18 protein-coding genes are annotated in these 23,630 nt (G+C 73.9%); 7 read left to right on the top strand and 11 right to left on the bottom strand.

Going from position 1 to position 23,630, the window contains the following annotated elements:
- Window positions 1–31: 31 nt before the first annotated feature.
- From FHX75_RS25665 to FHX75_RS25655, 3 genes are all read left to right on the top strand, one after another.
- A complete protein-coding gene (locus FHX75_RS25665; RefSeq protein WP_088963279.1) occupies window positions 32–730 on the top strand; it encodes a sigma-70 family RNA polymerase sigma factor in 699 nt (232 codons plus the stop codon).
- Window positions 727–1,506 (top strand): anti-sigma factor family protein, encoded by a 780-nt coding sequence (locus tag FHX75_RS25660; protein ID WP_154942918.1) that lies wholly within the window; start codon window positions 727–729, stop codon window positions 1,504–1,506. Before FHX75_RS25665 ends, FHX75_RS25660 begins: the two co-directional genes overlap by 4 nt.
- A gap of 200 nt (window positions 1,507–1,706) precedes the next feature.
- Window positions 1,707–2,366: a COG4315 family predicted lipoprotein gene (locus tag FHX75_RS25655; protein ID WP_154942917.1), complete on the top strand. Its 660-nt coding sequence runs from the start codon at window positions 1,707–1,709 to the stop codon at window positions 2,364–2,366.
- Window positions 2,367–2,522: 156 nt separating this feature from the next.
- Here FHX75_RS25655 and FHX75_RS25650 read toward each other — a convergent pair whose 3' ends face one another.
- From FHX75_RS25650 to FHX75_RS25640, 3 genes are all read right to left on the bottom strand, one after another.
- Window positions 2,523–4,289 (bottom strand): stealth family protein, encoded by a 1,767-nt coding sequence (locus FHX75_RS25650; protein ID WP_154942916.1) that lies wholly within the window; start codon window positions 4,287–4,289, stop codon window positions 2,523–2,525.
- 61 nt (window positions 4,290–4,350) lie between these two features.
- Complete coding sequence (locus FHX75_RS25645; RefSeq protein ID WP_170285457.1) at window positions 4,351–7,080, bottom strand: bifunctional glycosyltransferase/CDP-glycerol:glycerophosphate glycerophosphotransferase; 2,730 nt, start codon at window positions 7,078–7,080, stop codon at window positions 4,351–4,353.
- 69 nt (window positions 7,081–7,149) lie between these two features.
- Complete coding sequence (locus tag FHX75_RS25640; RefSeq protein ID WP_154942914.1) at window positions 7,150–9,069, bottom strand: stealth family protein; 1,920 nt, start codon at window positions 9,067–9,069, stop codon at window positions 7,150–7,152.
- A gap of 501 nt (window positions 9,070–9,570) precedes the next feature.
- Between FHX75_RS25640 and FHX75_RS25635 the strand changes: the two genes are divergently transcribed.
- Window positions 9,571–10,491 carry a DNA-3-methyladenine glycosylase family protein gene (locus FHX75_RS25635; protein ID WP_154942913.1) on the top strand — a complete coding sequence of 307 codons (921 nt, stop codon included), beginning with the start codon at window positions 9,571–9,573 and terminating at the stop codon, window positions 10,489–10,491.
- 58 nt (window positions 10,492–10,549) lie between these two features.
- Here the strand turns inward: FHX75_RS25635 and FHX75_RS25630 are convergent, their stop codons facing one another.
- Window positions 10,550–11,053, bottom strand: a complete 504-nt coding sequence (locus FHX75_RS25630; RefSeq protein WP_154942912.1) for a DUF1990 domain-containing protein — start codon at window positions 11,051–11,053, stop codon at window positions 10,550–10,552.
- Window positions 11,054–11,082: 29 nt separating this feature from the next.
- Window positions 11,083–11,292, bottom strand: coding sequence for a hypothetical protein (locus FHX75_RS25625; protein WP_088963283.1), 210 nt, complete (start codon window positions 11,290–11,292; stop codon window positions 11,083–11,085).
- A gap of 136 nt (window positions 11,293–11,428) precedes the next feature.
- Between FHX75_RS25625 and FHX75_RS25620 the strand changes: the two genes are divergently transcribed.
- Complete coding sequence (locus FHX75_RS25620; RefSeq protein ID WP_154942911.1) at window positions 11,429–12,544, top strand: ATP-dependent DNA ligase; 1,116 nt, start codon at window positions 11,429–11,431, stop codon at window positions 12,542–12,544.
- Window positions 12,545–12,577: 33 nt separating this feature from the next.
- Window positions 12,578–14,161, top strand: coding sequence for an alpha/beta hydrolase (locus FHX75_RS25615; protein WP_154942910.1), 1,584 nt, complete (start codon window positions 12,578–12,580; stop codon window positions 14,159–14,161).
- Here the strand turns inward: FHX75_RS25615 and FHX75_RS25610 are convergent.
- Window positions 14,088–14,600, bottom strand: a complete 513-nt coding sequence (locus FHX75_RS25610) for an ion channel (RefSeq protein ID WP_154942909.1) — start codon at window positions 14,598–14,600, stop codon at window positions 14,088–14,090. The two genes, FHX75_RS25615 and FHX75_RS25610, sit on opposite strands and share 74 nt — an antisense overlap.
- Window positions 14,601–14,673: 73 nt before the next feature.
- Between FHX75_RS25610 and FHX75_RS25605 the strand changes: the two genes are divergently transcribed.
- Window positions 14,674–15,126, top strand: a complete 453-nt coding sequence (locus tag FHX75_RS25605; RefSeq protein WP_154942908.1) for a GNAT family N-acetyltransferase — start codon at window positions 14,674–14,676, stop codon at window positions 15,124–15,126.
- Window positions 15,127–15,464: 338 nt separating this feature from the next.
- Here FHX75_RS25605 and FHX75_RS25600 read toward each other — a convergent pair whose 3' ends face one another.
- The 5 genes from FHX75_RS25600 to FHX75_RS25580 all read right to left on the bottom strand — a co-directional run bounded on the left by FHX75_RS25600 (window position 15,465) and on the right by FHX75_RS25580 (window position 23,621).
- The gene (locus tag FHX75_RS25600; protein WP_154942907.1) at window positions 15,465–16,187 is read right to left on the bottom strand and encodes an ABC transporter ATP-binding protein; all 723 of its coding nucleotides are present in this window, start codon (window positions 16,185–16,187) and stop codon (window positions 15,465–15,467) included.
- Entirely contained in the window at window positions 16,184–17,182 is a 999-nt protein-coding gene (locus tag FHX75_RS25595; protein WP_154942906.1) for an ABC transporter ATP-binding protein, read from the bottom strand. Before FHX75_RS25595 ends, FHX75_RS25600 begins: the two co-directional genes overlap by 4 nt.
- A 1-nt stretch (window position 17,183) precedes the next feature.
- Window positions 17,184–19,937 carry an FtsX-like permease family protein gene (locus FHX75_RS25590; RefSeq protein ID WP_154942905.1) on the bottom strand — a complete coding sequence of 918 codons (2,754 nt, stop codon included), beginning with the start codon at window positions 19,935–19,937 and terminating at the stop codon, window positions 17,184–17,186.
- A complete protein-coding gene (locus FHX75_RS25585; protein ID WP_154942904.1) occupies window positions 19,934–23,128 on the bottom strand; it encodes an ABC transporter permease in 3,195 nt (1,064 codons plus the stop codon). Before FHX75_RS25585 ends, FHX75_RS25590 begins: the two co-directional genes overlap by 4 nt.
- Window positions 23,129–23,216: 88 nt before the next feature.
- Window positions 23,217–23,621, bottom strand: a complete 405-nt coding sequence (locus FHX75_RS25580) for a hypothetical protein (protein WP_154942903.1) — start codon at window positions 23,619–23,621, stop codon at window positions 23,217–23,219.
- Window positions 23,622–23,630 lie beyond the last annotated feature (9 nt).

Here is a 23,630-nt window from a genome sequence, read left to right as displayed (position 1 = left end):
GCTGATGTCGATGGGACACCAGGAGGTCTGCATGCACGCGGTCGCGGCCGGCTTGCACGGCGAGATGGCCAGGCCAGGGTGGATGTTCGCCCGGGCCCAGCCCCAGTCCCGTGCCTCGAGGTCGGGCCGGGGGGTCGACGCGGGCCCCACCGATCGCCAGAATGGCCCGGTGACGCCGCGACCGGCGCCCGGACGCCACCAGGCGGCGTCCCCCGAGGCCAGCCATTCCGACCAGCTCGTCCGCCTGCTCTACGCCGAGCACGCCGGGCCGCTGCTGATGTTCGTGATGCGGCTGACCGGCGGTGACCGGCAGCGCGCCGAGGACATCGTGCAGGAGACCCTGCTGCGGGCCTGGCGCAACGCGCACCGCCTCGGCGTGCAGGGCCAGGGTTCGCTTCGGCCCTGGCTGGTGACCGTGGCCCGGAGGATCGCCATCGACGAGCACCGCAGTGAGCAGGCCCGGCCGGCGGAGACGTACGACCGGGACCTGACCGCGTTCGCCGAGGCGGACAGCACCGACCGGGTGCTGCGCACCATGACCGTGGCCGACGCGCTGCGTACGCTGAGTCAGTCGCACCGGGAGATCCTGGTGGCCACGTACTTCCGGGGCCGCACGGTGCCGGAGGCGGCCGAGGAGCTGGGCCTTCCGCTCGGCACCGCCAAGTCGCGGGTCTACTACGCGCTGCGCGCGCTGCGCACGGCTCTGCAGGAGAGGGGGGTGACGGAATGAGCCGGGCAGACCACATGGACGTTGCCGCGTACGCGCTCGGCGTGCTGGACGAGCAGGACACCGAACGGTTCGAGGAGCACCTCGCCACGTGCTGGGCCTGCGCCGCGGAGCTGGAGACGATGGTCCCGGTGGTGGGGCTGCTCTCCGACATCGACGGCGAGACGATGATGGCGATGGAGCACACCGCCACCGACCCGGCGCTGCTGGACCGTACCCTCGTCGCGGTCCGCACCCACCGGCGGCGCGCCCAGTTCCGGCGGGTCTTCGCCACCGCCGCCGCGGTGGTGGCGGTCGGCGCGCTGAGCGGCCTGGGGGTGGCCGTCCTCGACGGCAACGGCGGCGGCGACCAGGTGATCGCCGAGCCGACGGTGACCGCGACGGTGGACGGGCCGGCGAGCCCGCAGCCGACCCGCTCCGGGCCGGCGGTCGGCGGCAACGAGATCGAGGGCGAGCAGCACGACGCCACCGACGACAGCTCCGGGGTCAAGGCCACCATGTGGCTGGCCCGCAAGGAGTACGGCACCTGGATCGGGTTCAACCTGACCCGGCTGCCCGGTCCGCGCACCTGCCGGCTGGTGGTGGTCCGCAAGAACTCCACCACCGAGGTGGTCTCCACCTGGTCGGTGCCGGGCACCGGCTACGGCACCAACCTCAACCCGCAGGACCTCCAGCTGGAGGCGTCCACCTCGGCGCCGCCCGGCGACATCGCCAAGGTCCAGGTGCAGTCGGTCGACGCGAACGGGGTGGCCAGCCCGCTGGTGACCGTCGTTCCCTGACCGGCGAACTCCCGAACGGCGCCGGCCCGCGTGGGCCGGCGCCGTTTCGGCTTTGCCGCGGCGACGCCGACGTGCCTGCACACGTACGCGGGCCCGGAACGGTTCAACGGGCTTGAGTGAAATTGCCCACTGTCAATCGTTCAACCTTGACAGTGGACCCTCCGTACTACTCGGTGAACTGCCAAGAATGAGGAGGGCACGTGGCACAGATGAAGCGAACCGTCATCGTCGCGAGCGCGATGGTCGCACTTACGGCCTGCGCTCCCGCGGGTTACGACGGGGCGAACTCCAGCGCTGCCGAGCCGGTCGCCGTCGCCGCGGCCGAGCCCACCGCGGCGGTCGAACCGGAGGCCTCCGCCTCCGCCGAAGCGCCCGCCGCCGAGCAGGCGCCGCCCCCCGCCGACGTGCGCCTGACCGACGAGCTGGTCGGCAAGAAGGTCGCCCGGATGGGCAACGTGGTCACCGACCAGGACGGCTGGATCCTCTACCGCTTCGACAAGGACTCCGACGATCCGCCGTCGTCGAACTGCGTGGACAAGTGCGCCCAGGTGTGGCCGCCCGCGCTGACCGACGGCAACCCGCAGCTGGAAGGCGTCTCCGACGACAAGGTCGGCACCGTCACCCGCCAGGACGGCACCCGGCAGATCACCATCGGCGGCTGGCCGGTCTACCGCTACATCGGTGACAAGAAGCCGGGCCAGTGGAAGGGCCAGGGCGTCGGCGGCACCTGGTTCGTGGTGGACCCGAACGGCAAGAAGAACCTGACCTGCCTGCCGACCGGCACCCCGAAGGCGGTCGCCCCGCCGGCGGCCGGTGACTCGGGCGGCGCGGACGCGGGCGGCTCCGGCTACTCGTACTGATCTCTCGCCGCCACTCGTGGACACGGTGGCCGGTCGCAGCCGGGGAGGGCGCGGCCGGCCATCGTCACAGGTACGGGACGCCGGCGCACCGGCAGCGTCGCGCGTCCGGAGTCGTGGCGCCGGTCCGCCGGGGCCGGCGCCACGATGTCGTACCGGTCAGCGGTTCTCCCACGGGCTGGGCACCGGGAAGTACGTGTCCAGGAAGGGCACCAGCATGGCCACCTGCGCGGCCAGGTCCTCCTCGGTGGAGAAGGCGTCGTTCAGGCAGAAGACGTGGCGGTCCCGGCGGGCGAGCAGATGTGCCAGCCGCGCGGGCGTGTCGGGGTCGGACAACTCGGCGATGGTGTAGCGCAGCTCCCCCGGCACCCCCCGGCCGGTGTGGAACGCGTAGTAGTGGTGCAGCGACGAGGCGATCGAGATGTCCGCCATGCTGCGGAAACGGTTGCCGGCGGTGACCCGGTGCGCGGCCGGGAAGGTCTCCTCGATCTCGTACAGCACGCTGCGTCGCAGCGCGTGGGGCATGTGCTTCATCTTCCGGGTGAGCACGGTGCCGAAGCGCTCGGCGATCAGGGCCCGGTTGTTCTTGCCCGCCGCCGAGGAGGGAATGTCCTCCGCGGTCGGGGCGCCCGGCGGCACCAGGGCCGGCGACGGGAAGAACCGGGAGATGCCGTTGGCCAGGAAGAAGTCGCGGGGCAGCACCTCGCTGCCGAAGAAGACGTCGTCGTTCAGGTAGAGGAAGTGCTCGGAGAGCCCGTCGATGTGGTGCAGTTGGCTCTCGATGGCGTGCGAGTTGTAGGTCGGTAGCACGGACGGGTCGGCGAAGATCTCCCGGTGGCTGACCACCCGGATCCCCGGCGCCGACCGGTCCAACCACTCCGGCACCTGGTCGTCGGTCACCAGGTAGACCTGGCGTACCCAGGGCGCGAACTGGTGCAGCGACCGCAGCGAGTAGCGCAGTTCGTCGCGGCTGAGGAAGCGAGCCGCGCTCGCCGCCTCGGCGTGGTACGGGACGCCGGCGATCGCGGCGCGGCGGCGCAGCCACTCCGGGTCCGCACCGTCCACCCAGGTGTAGACGACGTCGACCGGAAAGGCGACGTCTTCGGGCTGCCGGCCGGCGAACTCGTGCCGGGTTCGCGCCGTCGTCGGGACGGTCGGCGGCACCAGGCCGGTGAAGAGCGACTCCGAGGTCAGCACCGGCGGCGCCGACACCTGGACCCGCTCGGCCACCGGGTTCGGGCGGGGAGCGACGAGCTCGTCGCCCTGCCTGGTCCAGAACTCGACCTCGCACCCGTACGCCTGGCCGAGCACGAGCCGGTGCCGGGGGTCGGTGCGGTACCAGGTGAGCCGGACGACCGGAGCGTCTGCCAGGCGTTCCCAGGTACGCGGCTCGAAGCCGGCCGCCGGAGGTCGCTCCGCGTGGGTCCGCGGCACGGTCACATAGCCGGGAACCCGGGTGCAGGCGGCGGCGAGTGCGGCGTACACCCGTTCCCGGTCCGCGTCGTCGACGCCGACCACCGATGCGACGTCCGCTCTGCCGCGCACTCGGAAGTGGTCCACGCCGGCCTCGTGGAGTGCCGCCGTGACCGCGGTGAGGTTCCCCTCCCGGGCGCGCAGCGGGGTGAGGGCGGCGTCGACCTGGGCGATGCGGGGTGCGCGGTCGGCGGTGACGACCACCCGGTCGCCTTCGGCCAGCAACTGCGGCTGCCGCCTCGCGATCCGCTCGCCCCGGCGTCCGGGGGCCGCGCCCTTGCCCGACGCCCGGGCGACCCACTGCTTCAACTGGTGCCGGGCCTGCGGACTCACCTTGGTCGCGATGGCGCGGCGCGTCTGCGGGCTCAGGACCCGGCGGTACACGTCGACGAGCCCCGACGGCTCCGCGAGCGCCGGCGGGGTCTCGGACGGCCTCGGCCCGGGCTCGGTCACGGCTGTCCTCCTAGTCCGCCCGCCCCGGCCGCCGACCGCCGTACGGGGACGTGTCGCCGGATCACTGCTGGGGCCCGGGCAGCGCGGCGATGGCGTCGGCGACGCGCTGGCAGTTGTTCCGATCCTGGACAGCGAAGAAATCGGCCGCCCGGCGCGAGTACTCCTCCTCGCGGACGCACCCGTTCTCCAGATAGCTGACGATCGCGTCCACGGTCTCCTCCGCGGTCTCGCAGACCGGGCCGAACCCGTCCTCCCGGGCCTCGAAGTAGCCCTTCTTGTAACCGCCGACGGTGAAGAACTCCTCCTCGTCGAACTGCGCGTAGATCAGCGGGGTGCCGAGGTAGGCGACGTCGAAGGCGGTGGATGAGTAGTCCGTGATGAACAGGTCGCACTGGCGCAGCGCGTCCTGCACCGTGCGGGTCGTCTGGTCCGCCATGGCGAAGCAGTCGTCGGCCGGGACGACATCGGTCAGCAGCGAGCGCATCTCGTAGTGCGGGAGGAACTCCAGCACGTAGCCGTGCCGGCGCAGCGCCTGCCGCAGCCGCTCGCTGCCGAACAGCTCGGCGATGAAGACCTGGTAGGCCGATCCGTCGAAGGCGACCCGAGGTCGGGCGGAGCTGTTGTACGACGGGGTCACCAGGTACGTGCGCCAGGTGGGCATGAACAGGATCCTCCGCCTGCCCCGGTCCGGCACCAGCGCGTCGAACCGGGGCATGCCCGTGGTCTTCACCATGTCCCCGTAGTCGAGTTCCTTCGCCACGTACTCGGCCTCCCGGTGCGCCGAGGCCACGAAGAGGTCGAACGAACCCCTGCCCCGGTGCAGGCCGGCGCTCACGTCCTTCTCGGTCACGCCGTGCTGGAGGAAGACCCGGGACGAGGCGATCCGCCAGTTCAGGTGCTTCAGGAACGGCGACCGCTCCCACCGCTCCGGCAACATGTAGGCGTCGATGTCATACGAGTTGATCAGCTTGGTGGCGTGCAGCATCAGGAACTTGTGCCGGAAGGAGCCGTGGGTGACGACGTTGCCGAGCCCGCGCAGCCGCTGACGGTCAGCGCTCTCCTTCGCCAGCAGGTAGTAGACGTTCCGCCTGCGCTCCACCTCGCGGAGGTGCCGGAACAGGTGCGAGGAGTTGTCCTGCGCCGTGTCCCTGCGCTCGCCGATCAGCCATACGTCGCGCCGGCTCATCAGCGGAGCCGTGAGCAGGCGGAGCAGGCGCTGCTTCCAGAAGGGGGCCCGCGAGGCGATGTGCCGCAGGTCCTTGCGCACCATGAGTCGCTGCCACCGCCGCCGCCCCGCGGTCCCGGCCCCCCGCTGCACCAGCAGCGCCGCGTTCTCCCGTCCGGTGAAGGTGGGCAGGATCCGGGTGTCGCCTGCCACCTTCGTCGTGGCGTCCCGCAGGAAGGCGGCGGAGATCAGGCACTGCCGGGAGGCCTGGCCGGTCTCGGTCAGGAACACCAGCCGGAGGTTGTGCTGCCCCCTGCGGAGCTTGTCCACCGGGAGCTCGGCCGTGAAGCCGCTCCACTCCCGGTTGTCGTCACCCGCCTTGAGGTCGGCCCGCCTCTCGACGGTGACCGGCGCGGTGAGGTTGCTGCCCCGCACCCGCAGCCCGAGCGGCGTGGCCATCGGGGCCCGCATCGGCAGCCCGTTGATCACCATGTGCCCGGACACCTTGAGCGTGTCCCCCGAGGGCGAGAGAAGCACCTGCTCCAGCCGCGCCCCCACGGCGGTCACCTTGGTCAGCGGCAGCAACGCCGGTGTGACCGGGTAGTCGAGGTGCAGGTCACCGCCGCATGCGACGACACCTCGCAACCGCTCCCAGGGCCGGGCGAACAGCTCGAAGTCGTACGACTTGAAGGCCAGGTACGCCACCCGGTGCCGGGTGTCCAGCGTCCAACGCGCGATGAAGGACGGGTCGATGTCGTGGTAGATCCGACTGCACCGGTCGAAGATCTTCCACAGGTCGGCGTCCTCGAAGAGGTCGTGCGCGCGCATGGCGAAGCCCTGGTAGCTGCGAACGAGGAAGCGTTCGAGCACCTCGCGGCGGAACACGTCCAGCTCGGAACGAAGCTCCGCGAGGGTCTCGCAGAGTTCCAGGTGGTCCCAGAAGTTCTGTTCCCGGACGAACAGGTTGTCCATGATGGAGCTGCTGACCGCCCGCTTGCGGTACTTGTAGACCACCTCGTCGACCAGTGCGATGCGCTCCGCCTTGAGCAGCATGGGGATGGCCAGGAAGGCGTCCTCGAAGTGGACCCCCTCACGGAACCGCAGGCCGTGCGCCCGGAGCTGGGCAAGGTCGTAGAGCTTGTGGCACGGGCCGGCGTCGAAGATCAGGTCGGGCGCGTCGACCACCGTCTCCAGCAGGCGGTCGCCCTTGCCGAAGGGCTTCTTCCAGAGGAAGGGGGTGGGCTTGGGGAACGTGTCCATGTCGCCGACGGCCATGCTCGCCTTGTGCGCCACGATCGCGTTGAGCAGCACCTCGATGGCACGCGGCGGCAGGATGTCGTCGGAGTCGACGAACGCGACGTACGGCGTGTCCGCCATGTCCAGCGCCAGGTTCCGGGCCGCGCCCGGCCCGCTGTTCTCCTGCTGGATCGCGGTCACGTTCGGGTGCTCCGCAGCGAACTGCTTCGCCAGCAGCACGGAGGCGTCGGTGCTGCCGTCGTCGACCAGGATTACGCTGCACCGCTCGAACACGGTCTGCGCCGCGATCGATTCGAGCGTCTCGGGCAGGTAGTCCTCGACGTTGTAGACCGGGACGATGATCGTGACCTGGGGGGCAGGGCCTACCACACTGGGCTCCACTGGGGTTCTTAGAGATGTTTGACAAGCTGGTCGAAGCGTGTGCGACGGGAATCAGGTTCAGGAATCCGGCCGCTCGGCGGGGTACGTCCCCCACCAGCCGGGCGACGCAATGTCCTCCTGCGCCTCGCGGGTGGCGGCGATGCGCATCGAGGGCAGCGTGGGCGCGTCCAGTCGCGGACCGACCCGCAGCGGGCGCGCGGCATGGGCGTCCACCTGCCGGCCGAGGGCGGGCGTGGTCGGGGCATCCACCTGCCGGCCGTACCGATCCGCGCCGCGCGACTGCCGCCACAGCGCGCTGGCGCCCAGCTTCCGCCGCTCGGCGACCACGTCGTCGGGCAGCTCGAACGGGGCGGGGAACGGCAGGTAGCGGGACAGGAAGTCGACCAGCATCCGCTCCTGCTCGGCGAAGGCCTCCGAATCCGAGTCGGTGTCGTTGAGGCAGAACACGTCACGGTGCCGACGGTTCAGCAGCTCGGCGAGGCGGGCGGGGGTCGAGGGGTGACCGAGGTCCGCGTACTCGTACTCGATGTCGCCCGGCACCGCCTGCGCGGTCAGGTACGCCCAGTACTGGTGCAGGGAGGACGGAATCGACAGGTCGCCGTGGTGGCGGAACTGGTGCCGGGCCGTCTCGGTCACGTCCGCGTGCAGCATCTGCTCGATCTGGTGCATGATGCTGCGCCGCAGGGCGAACGGAGTGTGCTTCATCTTCTGCGTGATGGTGACGCCGAAGAGCCGCTGGATGTGCCGGCGATTGTTCTTGCCGGCCGCGTTCACCGGCAGGTCGGCGGCCCTCGCGTCGCCCAGCCCGAACTGCGCCGGGGAGAGGAAGAACTTCGCGATCCCGTTGGCGTGGAAGAAGTGGGTCGGCAGCAGCGGCCGGCCGAGGAAGACGTCGTCGTTGAGGTAGAGGAAGTGTTCCGCCAGGCCCTCGACGCGGTGCAGCCGAGACTCGATGGCGTGCGAGTTGAACGACGACCGGCCGCCGAGATCGGCGAAGAGTTCGGCGTGCGTGACGACGGTGATCATCGGGTGGGTCGGGTCGAGCCAGCTCGGCAGCTGGCTGTCGGTGACCAGGAAGATCCGTCGCAGCCAGGGCGCGAAGGCGTGCAGCGACCGCATGGAATACCGCAGTTCGTCCCGGTTGTGGTAGCGCGACGAGTTCGCCGCCACCGCGTGCCGCGGCGCGTCGGGAGCACTGAGCGCGGCCATCTTGCGCTTGAGCCAGTCCGGATCCGAGCCGTCCACCCAGGTGTAGACGGCGTCGATCGGGAAGCCCACCCGGTCCGGGGCGCGGACGGTGAGATCGCGGCGGGTGCCGTAGGTGTTGTCGTCCGCCTCAGGAACGAAGTGGCTGAGCAGAGCCGCGGCCACGCGTACCGGCTCGGCCCGGGCCGGCGCCTCGTCGATCACCGCGTTGTGCCGGGGTGCCCGGACGACGTCACCCACCCGGGTCCAGAACTCGATCTCGCAGGCGAACTGGGCCCCCAGGACCACGCCAGCCCGGGCGTCGGTCACCGGGAACCACACCTGGATCACCTCGGCCGGGGCGAGGTCCGGCTGGTTCCGCCCGGGCTGCACCTCGACAGTGCGCACGTGCGCGCCCGACAACTCCGGTGCGGACCGGACCAGGCGACGCACGGCGTCCCGCTGGCTGACCAGGATGGCCACGGAGCTACGCAGGTAGTCGTCGTTGCGCAGGCAGTGGTATTCGATCCCGGCCGACTCCAGCGTGGACGTGACGGCCACCAGGTTGCGGTGCCACATCTCCAGCGGTGTCGCCGCGGCGACCACCTCCGCTTCGGTGCGGACGCCGCCGTCGGCGACGGTCACCCGAGCGCCGACCGGGTGCACCGTGTCACCGCCGCGCGGGCGGGTGAAGGTGCGCACGAGGCGGAGCCGCCGGTTGGCGGGAAGCAGGTCGAGCAGCCGGCGCCGAGCGGCGGGCGGCAGGAGGCGGTAGACGCGCAGGGCGATCATGCTGCTGGCCGTTCCGATCGGACGGCCACCTCGTCGGTGACCATCGTCAGTGCTGGTGGTGGCGGGACGAAACGCCGCGCACGACCTGCCCCGGCCGAACAACCGCACGAGCAGTCATCACCGCATGCCTCCCTGCAGAGCCCCCGTTGCGCTGCCGGACGGTCGGACGGGGATGGGCGGTGAGCCGTCTCCCGGTCAGGTGTGACCCTCGCGATCCGTACCGGCGGCCGTCTCCCGAGGCGGGTCTCCGGCCAGCGCAGATGGCACGTTAGCAGCGAGTTCACCGGCGAGAAACCAACGAATCGGCGGAGGGGGGCCGAACGACATGCTCGCATGTTGGAGATATATGGATTTGTAGCACTTGCCGGAAAAATCCTGGCCGTTCAGGTGGTGGATCCGCACCGGGACGGGCAGGCGGAAACTGTCCGCTGAGCTCTCCCGCCGGACCGTCGGCCCGTACCTCTTCCGCCTGCCGACGACCCGAGGTGGCAGAGTGGGCTGGTGACCTGGACCGAGCCCGCCGCGCGCCGGGCGCTGCGCCCGCCCGCCGACTACCGGCTGGCCGCCTCCGTCCGGTCGCTCACCTTCAGCCCGTACGACCCGTGCGCGCGGATCGCCGCCGGCACCTTCTGGTACGCCACCCGCACTCCGGCCGGGCCGGCCACCCTCGCGCTGCGCTCCGGCGGCGGGGATCTGCTGGCCGAGGGGTACGGCCCCGGGGCCGACTGGGTGGTCGAGCGCGCCGACGCGATCGCCGGGCTGCGCGACGACCTCACCGGGTTCGCCGAACTGGCCGCCGCGCACCCGCTGGTGGCCCGGCTGGCCGCCCAGCACCGGGGGCGGCGGATGCCCGCCACCGGCCAGGTCTTCCCCCGGCTGCTGCGGGCGATCTTCGAGCAGAAGGTGACCGGCAAGGAGGCGTACCGGGCGTACGCGGCGACCGTTCGGCACTTCGGCGAGCCGGCGCCGGGGCCGATGCAGCCGCTGCTGCTGCCGCCCGGGCCGGAGGTGGTGGCCGCCGCGCCGTACTGGGTCTTCCACCCGTTCGGGGTGGAGCAGCGCCGGGCCGACACGCTGCGCCGGGCCGCCGCCGTCGCCGACCGGCTGGAACGCTGCGCGGACAGCACCGAGGCCACCCGGCGGCTGACCGCGATCGCGGGCATCGGCCCGTGGACCGCCGCCGAGGTGGTCCGGATCGCGTACGGCGACCCGGACGCGGTCAGCGTCGGCGACTACCACGTGCCGAACACGGTCGCCTGGGCGCTGGCCGGTGAGGCGCGCGGCGACGACGCCCGCATGCTGGCCCTGCTGGAGCCGTTCCGGGGGCACCGGGGGCGGGTCTGCGGGCTGCTGGAGGCAGCCGGGATCCAGGCGCCGAAGTTCGGGCCGCGCGCGCCGATCCGCTCCTTCGCCCGCTTCTGACTCCGCCGGGCCGTCGCCGGCCCTTGAGCGTTCGCCCGCCCGGCCGTGGCGGCCGGCGTCAGCGCCGGGCGCAGAGGCGGCGCAGGGTGCGGGCGAGCCAGTGCGCGTACCCGTGCTGGACGACGCGGCCGGCGGGCCCGGCGGCGCGCATGAACCAGCGGTCCGGCCGGCTGAACGCGGTCACCTCGAACCAGACCGCGCCGGCGTCGTCGCGGGTGACCAGGAAGGCCTCCTCGCCGCGCGCCGGGTGCCCGGACAGGGTGCCGTAGCCGAATCCGGCGCTGCGCTCGTCGTCGCAGACCCAGACCACCTCGCACGGGCCCCAGACCCGCAGCGGCCCCACCCCCAGGCCGGTGGTGACCCGGACGCCCGGGGTGGCGCGCGGCGCGTCGGTGCGCATCCGGAAGCCGGCTGTGCGGTGCAGCCGCCAGGTCAGCACCGCCTCGGCGGCGACGGCGTAGCACTCCTCGGGCAGCCGGTACCGGTGGCGCACGTGGTTCCAGCCGGCCGGCAGCCGCCCGTGCCGGGTCGCCCCGACCTCCTGGTACGTCAGCTCGGACATTCGTCCAGCCTAGGGTCGGCCGCCGGGGGTCAGGCGGCTTCGCGGAGGTCGGCCAGGTCGAGCGGGGTACGCCGGCGCAGCAGTTCCTCCAGCTCGGTCACGGTGCCGACCTCGCCGAGCACGTCCTTGCCGCCGCCGAACTCGGCCGGGTAGCGGCGGACCAGCCGATAGCGCTGCCGGCCCCGGATCAGCTCCACGCTGACCCGCCACCGCCCGCAGCAGCAGCACACCCACTCCACCCGGCGACGGTAGCTCTGAGCTGCGCAAACGTGATTCGTACGGGAGGGACGGACGGGACGGACTCCGGACACGCCGCACCGCCACCGCCGGTGATCTGCCTCACGACTGTCGGCACCGTCTGATTGACTGGTCGCCGTGGACCTGCCGATCAATCCGCCGGTGGAACCGATGCTGGCCAAGAGCGTGGCGAAACTGCCTACCGAGCCCGGTCTGACGTACGAGCCGAAGTGGGACGGTTTCCGGTGCATCGTGTTCCGCGACGGCGACGAGGTCGAGCTGGCCAGCCGGGGCGGCAAGCTGATGACGCGATACTTCCCCGAGGTGGTCGAACAGGCCCGCCGGCAGCTGCCCGAGCGGTGCGCCGTCGACGGTGAGCTGATCGTGATCCGCCGGGACGGCCCGGGCGGCCAGCCCCGGCTCGACTTCGAGCTGCTCGCCCAGCGCATCCACCCGGCCGCCTCCCGGGTGAAGCTGCTGGCCGAGACGACCCCGGCCGACTTCGTCGCCTTCGACCTGCTCGCCCTCGGCGACGAGCTGCTGCTCGACGAGCCGTACCCGACCCGCCGGGCCCGGCTGGAGCAGGCGCTGGCCGGCGTCCGCCCGCCGGTGCACGTCACCCAGGTGACCACCGACCCGGAGACGGCCCGCCGCTGGTTCGACGTCTTCGAGGGCGCCGGGCTGGACGGGTTGATCGTCAAGCCGGCGGAGCTGCCGTACGAGCCGGGCAAGCGGTCGATGTTCAAGGTCAAGCACGCCCGGACGGCCGACGTGGTGGTGGCCGGCTTCCGCTGGCACAAGTCCGGCCCGGTGGTCGGGTCGCTCCTGCTCGGCCTCTACGACGACGCCGGGGTGCTGCACCATGTCGGGGTGAGCGCCTCGTTCACCATGGCCCGGCGCGCGGAGCTGCTGGAGGAGCTGGCCCCCTACCGGGACATCGGCGACGAGCACCCGTGGGTGCACGGCGACCACGAGCGTGGCCAGCGCATCCCGGGCGGGGTGAGCCGCTGGACCGGCACCAAGAACCTCGAATGGGAGCCGCTGCGCCCCGAGCTGGTGGTCGAGGTGGGCTACGACGCGATGGAGGGCGACCGGTTCCGGCACACCGCCCGGTTCGTCCGCTGGCGACCCGACCGCGACCCCCGGTCCTGCCGCTACGAGCAGCTCGACCGGCCGGTCCGCTTCGACGTGGACCAGGTCCTGCGCGGCGACCCGACGGCCACCGTGGAGCCGGCCGCCGTCGGCCCCGCGTAGCCTGGCCGTCGACACGATCATGGAGGCTCGCTGGTGATCCGCACTCCCCACCTCGTCCGCCGGGTCCGGCTCACCCTCGCCGGGCTCACTGCGGCGGCGCTGCTCGCCGCCGGGTGCACGCTGCCCGCCCTCGCGCCGCGCACCGAGACGCAGGGCGGGGCCGCGGCACCGGGCAGCACCCCGACCTGGCGGGACTGCCCGGACGTCGCGGAGGACCTGGTGGGACGCGGCGCGCCGGGGATGCGGTACGAGTGCGCGAAGATCGCCGTACCGCGCAACTGGGGCACCGGCGGCGGCGCGACCGCCGGCCCGGGCGGCGGGGAGACCTTCGAGATCTCGCTGCTGCGGGCCCGCTCGTCGAAGCAGCGGAACCGGATCGGTTCCCTCGTGATCAACCCGGGCGGGCCGGGCGGGTCCGGCGTGGACACCGCCGTCTACCTCTCCTTCGGGGAGGCGTTCGGCGGGCTGCCCGCCTCGATCACCGACCGGTTCGACATCGTCGGGTTCGACCCGCGCGGGGTGGCCCGGTCCAGCCCGGTCAAGTGCATCTCCGACGCCGACCTGGACACCAGCTTCGGCTTCGACCCCGACCCGGCCAGCCAGGAGCTGTTCGACGACTACGTCGCGCTGAACCGGAAGATCGGCACCGGCTGCGGCGACAAGTACGGCGACCAGTTGCCGCTCTACGGCACCGAGCAGGCCGCCCGGGACGTGGACGCGGTACGCGCGGCGGTCGGCGACGAGAAGCTGACCTACCTGGGCTACTCGTACGGCACCCTGCTCGGCGCCACGTACGCCCAGCTCTACCCGCAGCGGGTGCGCGCGCTGGTGCTCGACGGCGCGGTCGACCCGCAGCAGAAGCTGATGGCCGGCTCGGAGAGCCAGGCCAAGGGGTTCGAGCGGGCGTTCGGCAACTTCACCCGCTGGTGCGCGGCCAACGCCGGCCGCTGCCCGATCGCCCCGGACGCCCGGGCGGCGGTGACCGCCGCGATCGACAAGGCGAAGGTCTCGCCGGTGCGCGGCGCCGGCGGCCGCGAGGCCACCTCGGGCTGGGTCTTCTACGCGGTCATCTCCTCGCTCTACACCGAGTCGGGCTGGGAGGAGCTGGGCCGGGCGATCGACAAGCTGGAGGGCGGCGATCCGGCCGACGTGTTCCGGCTCGCCGACCAGTACGCCGGCCGGGAGGAGGACGGGCACTACTCGAACCTCTTCGACGCCAACCTGACCATCAACTGCGCGGACGAGACGGAGAAGCCGAGCCTGGCGCAGATCCGGCAGTTGCAGTCGCAGTGGCGGCAGAAGTACCCGCTGTTCGGGCCGGCCCTGGCGGTCGGAATGCTGGGCTGCGCCCAGTGGCCGGGGCAGCGGGATCCGTACCCGACCGGCAAGGCCGTCGGCGCGCCGCCGATCCTGGTGGTCGGCACCACCGGCGACCCGGCCACCCCGTACGAGCAGACTCCGCGGCTGGCCTCGATGCTGGGCGTGGGGCGGGTGCTGACCTGGGAGGGTGAGGGGCACACCGCCTACCCGCAGACGACCTGCGTCACGAACGCGGTGGACGCTTACCTGATTTCTTTGACCGTTCCCAGAGAGGGACTCCGCTGTCCGGCGCGTTGAGCGGCTGACGCCGCTCCGGCTCGGGCAGGTCGATGTCGTGCCGCGCGGCCAGCTCCTCCAGCAGCGCCCGCATCCGGCGGACGTCGTGCTTCAGCTCCTCCTGCTCGTCGTGCTCGAAGGCGTCGTCGTCGACGATGAGCCGGCTGGCGAAGTGCGCGGTGATCAGCGGGATGACCAGCAGCACCATCGTCGAGATGAGCAGCGCGGCGAGGAAGCGCCCCGCCCAGGTGGTCGGCGAGATGTCGCCGTACCCGACGGTGGAGGCGGTGACCACCGCCCACCAGACCGCGTCGGCAGCGCTGGCGTCCTCCACCTGGCCGTAGATGACGCCGGCCACCACGATCATCAGCAGGTACGAGATGATCAGGGTGCGCGGCGAGTTCGCGAACCAGACCAGTCCCCGGTAGATCCACCGGAAGGGCAGCAGCAGGGGCTCCATGCCGCACCATGCTGCCCGCTCCGGGCAACCCACGCCCGCACATCGTCGAGTGTCGCTGTGGCAGGCTGCGGCCATGACCGATGTGATCTTCCGGGAGGCGGTCCGGGCGGACCTGCCCGCCGTCATCGCCCTGCTCGCCGACGACGTGCTCGGCAAGGCGCGGGACTTCACCGAGGTCGACGAGGCGTACGAGCGGGCCTTCGCCGACATCACCGCGGACCCGCGCAACCACCTGATCGTCGCCGACGAGGCGGGCGAGCTGGTCGGCTGCATGCAGATCACGTACATCCCGGGGCTGGGCCGACACGGCGCCGAGCGCTCCCTGATCGAGTCGGTACGGGTCCGCTCCGACCTGCGCGGGCGGGGGTTGGGCCGGCGGATGATGGAGTGGGCCGTCGACCAGGCCCGGCAGCGGGGCTGCGCCCTGGTCCAGCTCACCACCGACAAGACCCGCGCCGACGCCCACCGCTTCTACCGCAGCCTGGGCTTCATCGCCAGCCACGAAGGCATGAAACTCCCCCTCTGACCCCCGCTCCCCCGCCTCGGTGATCAAGAGGTTTGCGTCAGAATCCGCCCTTACGTCGACGCAAACTTCTTGATCACCGGGGTGAGTGCGGGCCGGTGAGGCCTGCGGACGCTCGTCCGGCGGGTGATTCGTTTACGTCATCAGGTCGATAGCGTCCGCCGACGGGGTGCTGGTCGTCCCACCCTCCACAGCGGCCGGCGCACACCGAGCCGGAGCACGGCCGGGCGGTGGGCGGCCGGCCCAGCGGGGCGCGGGTCCGGTGGGGCGCGCCAGCCGAGCGGGGCGCGGAGGCGCGGTGGGGCGCGCCGGCCCGGCGGGGTGCGGAGGCGCGGTGGGGGTCAGGTGTCGACGAGGTGGCCGTCGCGCAGGGTGAGGGTGCGGTCGGCCAGCTCGATCAGGGCCGGGTCGTGCGTGGCGACCAGGGCCGTCATGCCCCGGGCGTGCACCACCGCGCGCAGCAGGTCCATGATCGAGCGCCCCGTCTCCGAGTCGAGCTGGCCGGTCGGCTCGTCGGCGATCAGCAGGGCCGGCTCGTTGGCCAGGGCCCGGGCCACCGCCACCCGCTGCTGCTGCCCGCCGGAGAGCTCGTACGGCCGCTGCGCGGCGTGCCCGCCCAGCCCGACCAGCTCCAGCAGCACGGCCACCCGCTCCTCCCGTTCCGCGGCCGGCACCCGGGCCAGCCGCAGCGGCACGCCGACGTTCTCCGCGGCGGAGAGGATCGGCACCAGCCCGAAGGTCTGGAACACGAAGCCCACCGTGCCCCGGCGCAGCCGCAGCAGCTCGGCCTCACCGGCGGCGGTCACGTCGTGCCCGGCCACCCGTACCCGGCCACTGTCCGGCCGGTCCAGCCCGCCGACCAGGTTCAGCAGGGTGGTCTTGCCGGCGCCCGAGCGACCCCGGACGGCCACCAGCTCACCCCGGCCGGCCGAGAAGGAGACGTCGCGCACCGCGTGCACGGCGTGCTCACCCCGGCCGAAGGTCCGGCTCACCCCCTCCACCCGGACCACCTCGTCGACGACGGCCGCGGCACCGGCCCGGCCGGCGGAAACCTGCTCGCTCATGCGTCACTCCCGTTCACATCCGGCGTGCGGTCGCCGGGGCGGACCTCGACGTGGTCCGGTTCGAGGTTGAGGCGGACCCGGTCGCGCAGCGCCAGCGCGTCGACGAAGGACGCCGGCAGCTGCATCCGGCCGGCCCGGTCGAGCACGGCGTACTCCTCGCTGACCAGCTCGGTGCTGCCGTCGGCGCCGATCCGCGCCGTCCGGCGTACCTCCGAGGCGGTCCGGCCGTCGCGGATCGCGACGGTCCGGCGGACCTGGGTGGCCACGGCCTGGTCGTGGGTGACCACCACGATCGTCACGCCCAACTCGGCGTTGATGGTGCGCAGCGCGGCGAAGACCTCCGCACCGGTGGCCTCGTCCAGTTCACCGGTCGGCTCGTCGGCGAAGAGCACCTCCGGGTCGTTCGCCACCGCCACCGCCACCGCGCAGCGCTGCTGCTCGCCGCCGCTGAGCTGGCCGGGACGCCGGTCGGCGCAGTAGCCCACCCCGACCAGGTCCAGCAGCTCCTCGGCCCGCCGCCGCCGGGCCCGCCCGCCGCCGGGCCGGCCGGCCAGCTTCATCGGCAGCTCGACGTTCTCCCGCGCGGTCAGGTACGGCAGCAGGTTCCGGCCGGTCTGCTGCCAGACGAAGCCGACCACGTCCCGCCGGTAGCTCAACCGGCGCCGGTTGGAGAGGGCGAGCAGGTCGTAGTCGGCGACCCGGGCGATCCCGGCGGTCGGGGTGTCCAGCCCGGACAGGATGTTGAGCAGCGTCGACTTACCGGAGCCGGACGCGCCGACGATCGCCACCAGCTCGCCCCGGTCGATGACCAGGTCGAGCCCCTGCAGGGCGACCACCTCCACCCCCTCGGTCTTGAAGATGCGGACCAGGCCGTCGCAGACGATGTGCCCGCGCAGGCGGTCCTGCCCGCCGGCCCGCTCGGCCGCGCGCTGCGCGGCCCGCCGCTGCAACGCGGCGAGATCCGGTACGGCGGACGTCTCGGCGGTAGCCGTCATCTCAGCTCTCCTCTCCGAGCCGGAGCACCTCGCCGAGGCGCATCCGACGGTTGTTCACGGCCTCGACCGCGACGGCGAAGGCCAGCGCCAGCAGGGCCAGCCCGAGCACCCCGACCACCAGGCCGGGTTCGAAACGCACCGTCACCGGCGCCCCGCCGGTGAACGCGGACAGCCCCAGCACCGGGTTCAGCAGCAGCGGCAGCAGGGCGCCCACCACGGCGCCGGTCAACACCGAGACCACCACCAGCGGGGCGAGCTCCACCAGCAGCAGGCCCCGCCACTGCCGGCGGGACAGCCCCATCGTGCGCAGCCGGGACAGCACCTGCGCCCGGCCGCGGGCGCCCGCGAGCACCGCGAACGCCAGCGCGAGCAGGCCCAGGACGCCGCCGCCGGCCGCGCCGGTGGCGAAGCCGAAGACGAGCAGCCCGTTGACCCCGCTGCCGCCCAGCCGCTCCCGCTCGGCCGCCCAGGTCGTCACCTGCGGGGGCAGCGGTCGCTTCCCGCCGGTCACCGCACCGCTGGTCTGGTAGCGGGTCTGCCCCTCCTCGGCGACCCGCCCCAGCGCCGCCGGGTCGACCGGGGCGTCCCCCGCGGCGAGCAGGAACCCGGTCGGCGCGAGCGGGTGCGGGGCGTTGGCGGGCAACCCCGGCCAGGGCAGCACCAGGAACCGTCCCGTCCCGCCCGGAATCAGCGGGAACTCCTCCGCCGTGCCGGCGATCCGGAACGGCAGCCGGTTGCCCTGCACGTCCACCCAGCCGGGCCGGCGGCCCGCGCCGTCGGCGAGCCCCGCGTCGGCGAGGGCGGCGGCGAAGTCCGGCGACACCAGCGCGGGCAGCGCCGTCGCGGCGTCCCCGCCGGCCCGCAGCGCGGCGGGCACCGCCGGGTCGAGCCCGGAGCGCCGGGCCACCTCCGCGAAACCGGCGGGCTCCACCAGCAGCACGTACGCCTCGCCGGCCCCGCCGGGGCTGCCGTCGGCGTCGGCGTAGAGCCGCTGTCCGGGGGTGGCCAGCACGGGGGTGACCGCCCTGATCCCGGGCAGCCCGGCCAGCTCGGTCGCCGTGTCCGGGGCGAACCGGTCGCCGCTGACCAGCGCGTCGGCCGGCACCGTCCGGGTCGCCGCCCGGTCCCGCCCGTCCTCGATACCGACGGCGACCACCCCGCAGAAAGCCGCCGTGGCGATCGCCAGCACGACCACCACCAGCGGCGCGGCCACTCCGACCCGACCGGCGCGGGCGGTGCCGAGGAAGGCGACCGCGCCGCGCGCCCGGGCGGCCAGCCGGCTGAACAGCCGCAACGGCCACGGGTACGCGCGCAGCGCCAGCAGCGCGGCGGCGACCGCGAGCAGCACCGGCACCGACACCAGCAGCGGGTCCACCTCGTCGCCGAGGGCGAGTCCCCTTCGGCGCAGCAGGAACGCGGCGAGCGCGGCCAGGCCGATGAAGGTGACCTCAACGGTGAGCCGGCCCGCGCCGCCCCGGGCGCGCAGCAGGTCCCGCCGGCCCCCGCCGTCGCGCTGGCCGGTCAGCACCGCCACCGGCAACGCCAGGGTGGCCAGCACCGCCGCCAGCACGGTCAGCCGGCTCGCCGCGTCGGGTGTGCCGGCGCCCAACGGGTCGGCGGGGAGCAGACCGCCGAGCAACCAGCCGGCCACCGCGGCGGCCGGCACCACCAGCACCGACTCGGCCAGGCCGCGCCGCACCACGGCGGTTCTCGAACCGCCCCGGGCCCGCAGCAGCACGTACTCGTCGCGGCGGCGGCGCACCGCCAGCCGGGCCGCGAGCACGGTCAGGCCGGCGAGGGTGGCGAGCACCCCGGCGGCGATGATGGTCAGCAGCGTACGGGCGGCGGCGAGCGAATCCGCGTACTGCCGCAGCGGAATGTCGACGCCCTGGGCGAGCAGCAGCCCGGCGGGGCGCTCCCGGTCCAGTTGGGCGATGCCGTCGAGCACCGCGTCGAGGCGACCCGGGGTGAGTCGCCCGGGGTCGACCCGGTAGCGCCAGCCGAAGCTGACCGCCCAGCCGGCCGCCGCCCGGTCGTCGAAGCCGGCGTCGTCGGTCAGCCCCACCATCTGGAAGGGCTGGCCGTCGCCGACCGGCGGGGTGAGCCGCAGCGCCGAGGGGAGCGCGTCCCACGCACCGCCGCCGGCGTCGACCGGGCGGAACAGGCCGACCACCGCGACGGTGGTGGCGGAGAACTCCCGACCGTCGGAATCGAGCAGCGCCAGGCGCAGCCGGCTGCCGGCGCGCAGGCCGAGTTGCCGGGCGACCGGTTCGGCGAGCACGGTCTCGACCGGCGCGGCCCGGTCCGCCCCCTCCCCCGGCCAGCGGCCGTCGACCAGGGTGGCCGACTCCCGCAGCCCGGTCATGGTGCGCAGGCTCAGGTCGAACAGCCCCTTGTCGGCCGTGAGCTCCGGTCCCTTCAGCCGACCGAACTCGGTGTCGGCGACGTACCAGCGCTCGCCCACCACCTCGCGTACCGGCGCGGGCATCCCCGCCAGCAGCGAGTCCAGGTTGGCCCGGTGGGTGGCGGCCACCCTGCTCGTGCCGGTCTGCGGCTCCGCCGGCCGTTGGTAGAGCACGTCGCGGCGGAGACCCGGCAGGTCGGCCAGCTGCTCGCGCAGCCCCTGGCCGGACAGCCGGTCCGCCACCCGCGGCAGCCCGGTGACCAGCAGCGCGGTGACCAGTGTGAGCACCGCGAGGAGCAGGAAGTGCCCCCCGTACGCGCGCACCCTGCGCAGCACGGCCAGCACGCTCATCGTTCTCCCCCGATCCGCAGCTGGGCCGCCGCGACACGTTGCCGAATGCCGGTGGCCAGGACGGCGCTGCACGCGAGCGCGGCCAGCAGCAGCCCGAGCGCGGTCAGGCCGATCGGCGTCCAGGGCAGGGTGAAGGCCGCCTCCGGCACGGGCCGGCCGGCGCTCGGGGTGAGGATCACCAGTGGGGCCATGGTGGCGCCCACCCCCGCGCCCACCAGCAGGCCGACGGCGACCCCGATGCCGGCCAGGAAGGTCTGTTCGGCCAGCATCGCGCGGGCCAGCAGGGGCGGTCCGGCGCCGAGGGTGTGCAGGACGGCGAACTCGGCGAGCCGGTGCCGGGCGGTGGCCCACACGTCCACGGCGAGGCCGACCAGGGCGAGCAGCATCGACCCGAGGGCCGCGGCGAGCAGCCCGGTCCGCGCGCCCCGCCAGTACGGGTCGCGGGCGGCTTCCTCGGCCGCCGCCCGCCGGTCGAGGACGGTCACGCCGGGCAGCTCCCGGATCGCCGCCGCCGCGGCGGCGTGCTCACCGGCGTCGGTGCGCAGCCACCACTCCGGCACCGGCCGGACCGTGGCCCGCTGCCGGACCAGCCAGTCCGTGGCGGCGGGCAGGTCGATCAGCATCGCGCCGGCCTCGACGACGCCCGGCACCGCGTCCAGTTCGCCGACCACCCGCACCGGCACGGACGCCCCGGAGAGGGCGAGCGGGACGACGTCACCGGGCCGGACGTTCAGCGCGGCCAGCACCTGCGGGGTGACCAGCGCCGGCACCGGCGTGTTCGGCCCCGCCGGTACGACGGCGAAGCGGACCGTCGGCTGCCGGGCGAAGCGGCCGCCCTCGGTCAGCGCGATGTCGTAGTCGGCGTCCACCCCGCCGGGGGTGACGGCGCTCGTCGGCACCGGCGCCTCGCCGACCGCGTCGACCATCGACCACTCGCCGGTCAGCGCGACCGGCTGGGCGGTGCCCGCCCCATCGGTCACCCGCAGCCCGTCGATCCGCAGGCCGTAACCGCGGGCCGCCGCGTCGCCGGCCTCGGCCTGGAAACCGGCCAGCCGCCAGGCGGCGCCGGCGGGCAGGTCGACCGCGAACGGCACCGGCCGGTCGACCAGGGAGTCGGTGGTGGCCAGCGGCAGCTGCAGGGCCAGCCCGTCGGCCCGGGTGAGCAGCACCGACACCTGGATCCGCTGGCCGGTCACCGGCTCGCGGACCGGGGTGCGGAGGGTGCCGGTGAGCTGCCGGGCGCCGGCGGGCAGCGGGACACCGGCCGGCGCGCCGCGGTCCCGGGCCAACCGGCCGAGCAGCTCGTTCGGGGGCTGGTCGGCGAGCCGGTCGGCGATCAGTGCCACGTCCGGGGCGGCGGCCGCGTCCAGGGCGAGCACGGTGGTCGGCAGGTCGCCGCGGCCCAGGCGCACCTCGTCCCGCCAGGCCGGCAGCACCTGCTCGGCCCCCGGCACGGCGGCCAGCCCGGCGGACCGGTCCATCGGCGCGGCGCCGCCACGCTCGACGACCCGCAGGTCGGCCCCGACGGTGTGGTCGGCCTGGTCGGTGTGCGACCGCTCCCAGGTGCTGACCAGCGACCAGGCCAGGGTGCTGCCGCCGACGGCGAGCGTGAGCAGCAGCACCGGCCCGGCGTGCGGACGGCGGCCCGCCTGCCACATGCCGAACATGGTGGCCGTCCACGGTCGCCGGTCGACGAACCGTTCCGCGAACCGGGTGGCCGGGGGCAGCAGCCGCAGGGCGAGCACCGCCCCGGCCAGGACGCCGAGGGTGGGCGCGACGGCGAGCAGCGGGTCGATGCCGAGCCGGCCGCCCGCGCCGGCCAGCGGCGAGGAGTACTGCCGGAGCTGCGTCCAGGCGAGCAGGGCGAGCAGCACCAGGGCCAGGTCCACCCCGGCCCGCTGCACGGTGGCGGCCCGGGTCGGGCGGGACCGGGCGGCCATGTCGGCGACGTAGCTGCCGGCGCGACGCAGGGCCGGCAGCACCATGGCGAGCAGACAGCCCACCGCCGCGGCGAGGGCGACCGCCCAGACCGCCCCGGCACCGCCGGCGTCCAGCCGGAGGTTGGCCGGGCCCTCGCCGCCGCTGATCCCGCGCAGCGCCACGCCGGCTAGCGGCGGCGCGAGCAGCGCGGCCGGCAGCACCACCAGCGTCGCCTCCCGTACGGCGAGGCCGGCGAGCTGGTTACGGGCCGCTCCCCGGGCGCGCAGCAGCGCGGTCTGCGCCCGGCGGTCCTCGTTCAGCAGCGCGGCGACCAGCACCAACGCGTAACCGCCGAGCACCACGATCAGCAGCAGCGGGGTGAGCAGCGCCGAACGGCCCACCAGGTCGGCCCGGCCGAGCCGGTCGATCAGCCGGTCCAGGCCGGTGACGCTCTGCGCGGACGAGCCGAGACCGGCCTTCTCGGGCACCTCGACGGCGGCGGTCGCGACGGCCTCCTTGACCTCCGGCAGCCGGCTCGACGCGACGCTGCGCAGGTCCGGCTCGACCACCCAGGAGATCGAGGTGGAGCCGGGGAAGGTGCGGGCGAAGTCGGCCGGGTCGAGGGCGAACGGGCCGTACGAGTCGCCGGTGTCACCGCCGCCGCTCACACCGGGGGCGAGCTGCCAGTACGCCGCGGCCGGGTCGCGGGGCCGGAAGATCCCGGCGACCACCACGTCGGTGGCCCGTCCGGAGCTGCGGTCGGTCATCGGCACCCGGGTGCCGGGGGTGAGCCGCAGCGCGCCGGCGACCCGTTCGGGGACGGTGACCTGGGTGGGGTTCGCCCCGGCGGCGGGCCAGGATCCGCCGACCAGCTCGGCGTGCGCGGCGAGGTCGTCGAGGGTGGCCAGGTCGGCGAAGACCGGGTCGTCGTCGGTGCGGGCGGCGCCGAGGTCGCCGGTCAGTTCCCGGCCGGTGCCGTGGCGGGCAGCGGAGACGACGACCCTCGCCCCGCCCAACCCGCCGGCGACGCTGTCCCGGACGGCCCGGTCCCGGACGGCGGCCTCGGCCGCGTCCCGGCCACCGGACCCGCTGATCAGCAGGCTGCGCTCGGCGGCGGGCGCCGCCGCCAGCATCGCCCGCTGCCCGGCGTCGATGGCCCGCTGGTTGTAGTCGGACAACCCGGTGACCAGCGCGACGGCGACCACCGCGGCGACCGCCGCCGCCGCCAGCAGGCCCCGCGCTTCGTAGGCCCGCCTCCACACCAGCTTCATCCGTACGCCTCCCCCGGGGCCCTCGCTGGGCCGGTGACCAGGTAGAGCGGGTACGGGCCGGAAAAGGTTCGCGCCCTTTACATGATCGTTATCCGACGTCGTCCCAACGCAGACCGGCCAGCGTAGCGGCCGCGCGCAGCGCCTCGGCGAAGCGGGCCACGCTGCCGTTGAGGGCGGCCAGCTCGTCCGGGCCGAGCAGCACCACCAGGCCGCCGTCGGTCACCGCCAGCACACAGGGGGTACGGTCCTCGCTGGCCGCCCGGACCGCCGGGCTGCGCTCGTTGAGGTGCACCAGTTCCATCGGCACACCCAGCTCGGGCTGGAGGTCGCGCCACTCCCGCTTGCGGCCCAGACCGTGGTGGGTGACGTCACACAGCGCGCACGAGGCGGTCCCCCGGACCTTGCCGACCAGGTACGCCAGTTCGCCGCGCAGTCCGCCGTCGGCGTGGTAGACGCCGACCAGTCGCCGGATCACGCCCGAGGTGGAGGTCATGCCGGCCAG

Origin of the sequence: Micromonospora palomenae (assembly GCF_007829925.1) — a bacterium.
In the GTDB taxonomy this organism is placed as follows: Bacteria; Actinomycetota; Actinomycetes; order Mycobacteriales; family Micromonosporaceae; genus Micromonospora; species Micromonospora purpureochromogenes.
This window is presented reverse-complemented; position numbering and strand designations above follow the sequence as displayed.

Bases quoted from the DNA above. Each gene is read 5' to 3' on its own strand.
- FHX75_RS25665 (WP_088963279.1), top strand. From the start codon at position 32: ATGCACGCGGTCGCGGCCGGCTTGCACGGCGAGATGGCCAGGCCAGGG.
- FHX75_RS25660 (WP_154942918.1), top strand. From the start codon at position 727: ATGAGCCGGGCAGACCACATGGACGTTGCCGCGTACGCGCTCGGCGTG.
- FHX75_RS25640 (WP_154942914.1), bottom strand. From the start codon at position 9,069: ATGATCGCCCTGCGCGTCTACCGCCTCCTGCCGCCCGCCGCTCGGCGC.
- FHX75_RS25630 (WP_154942912.1), bottom strand. From the start codon at position 11,053: ATGTCCGAGCTGACGTACCAGGAGGTCGGGGCGACCCGGCACGGGCGG.
- FHX75_RS25610 (WP_154942909.1), bottom strand. From the start codon at position 14,600: ATGGAGCCCCTGCTGCTGCCCTTCCGGTGGATCTACCGGGGACTGGTC.
- FHX75_RS25605 (WP_154942908.1), top strand. From the start codon at position 14,674: ATGACCGATGTGATCTTCCGGGAGGCGGTCCGGGCGGACCTGCCCGCC.
- FHX75_RS25600 (WP_154942907.1), bottom strand. From the start codon at position 16,187: ATGAGCGAGCAGGTTTCCGCCGGCCGGGCCGGTGCCGCGGCCGTCGTC.
- FHX75_RS25595 (WP_154942906.1), bottom strand. From the start codon at position 17,182: ATGACGGCTACCGCCGAGACGTCCGCCGTACCGGATCTCGCCGCGTTG.
- FHX75_RS25590 (WP_154942905.1), bottom strand. From the start codon at position 19,937: ATGAGCGTGCTGGCCGTGCTGCGCAGGGTGCGCGCGTACGGGGGGCAC.
- FHX75_RS25585 (WP_154942904.1), bottom strand. From the start codon at position 23,128: ATGAAGCTGGTGTGGAGGCGGGCCTACGAAGCGCGGGGCCTGCTGGCG.
- FHX75_RS25580 (WP_154942903.1), bottom strand. From the start codon at position 23,621: ATGACCTCCACCTCGGGCGTGATCCGGCGACTGGTCGGCGTCTACCAC.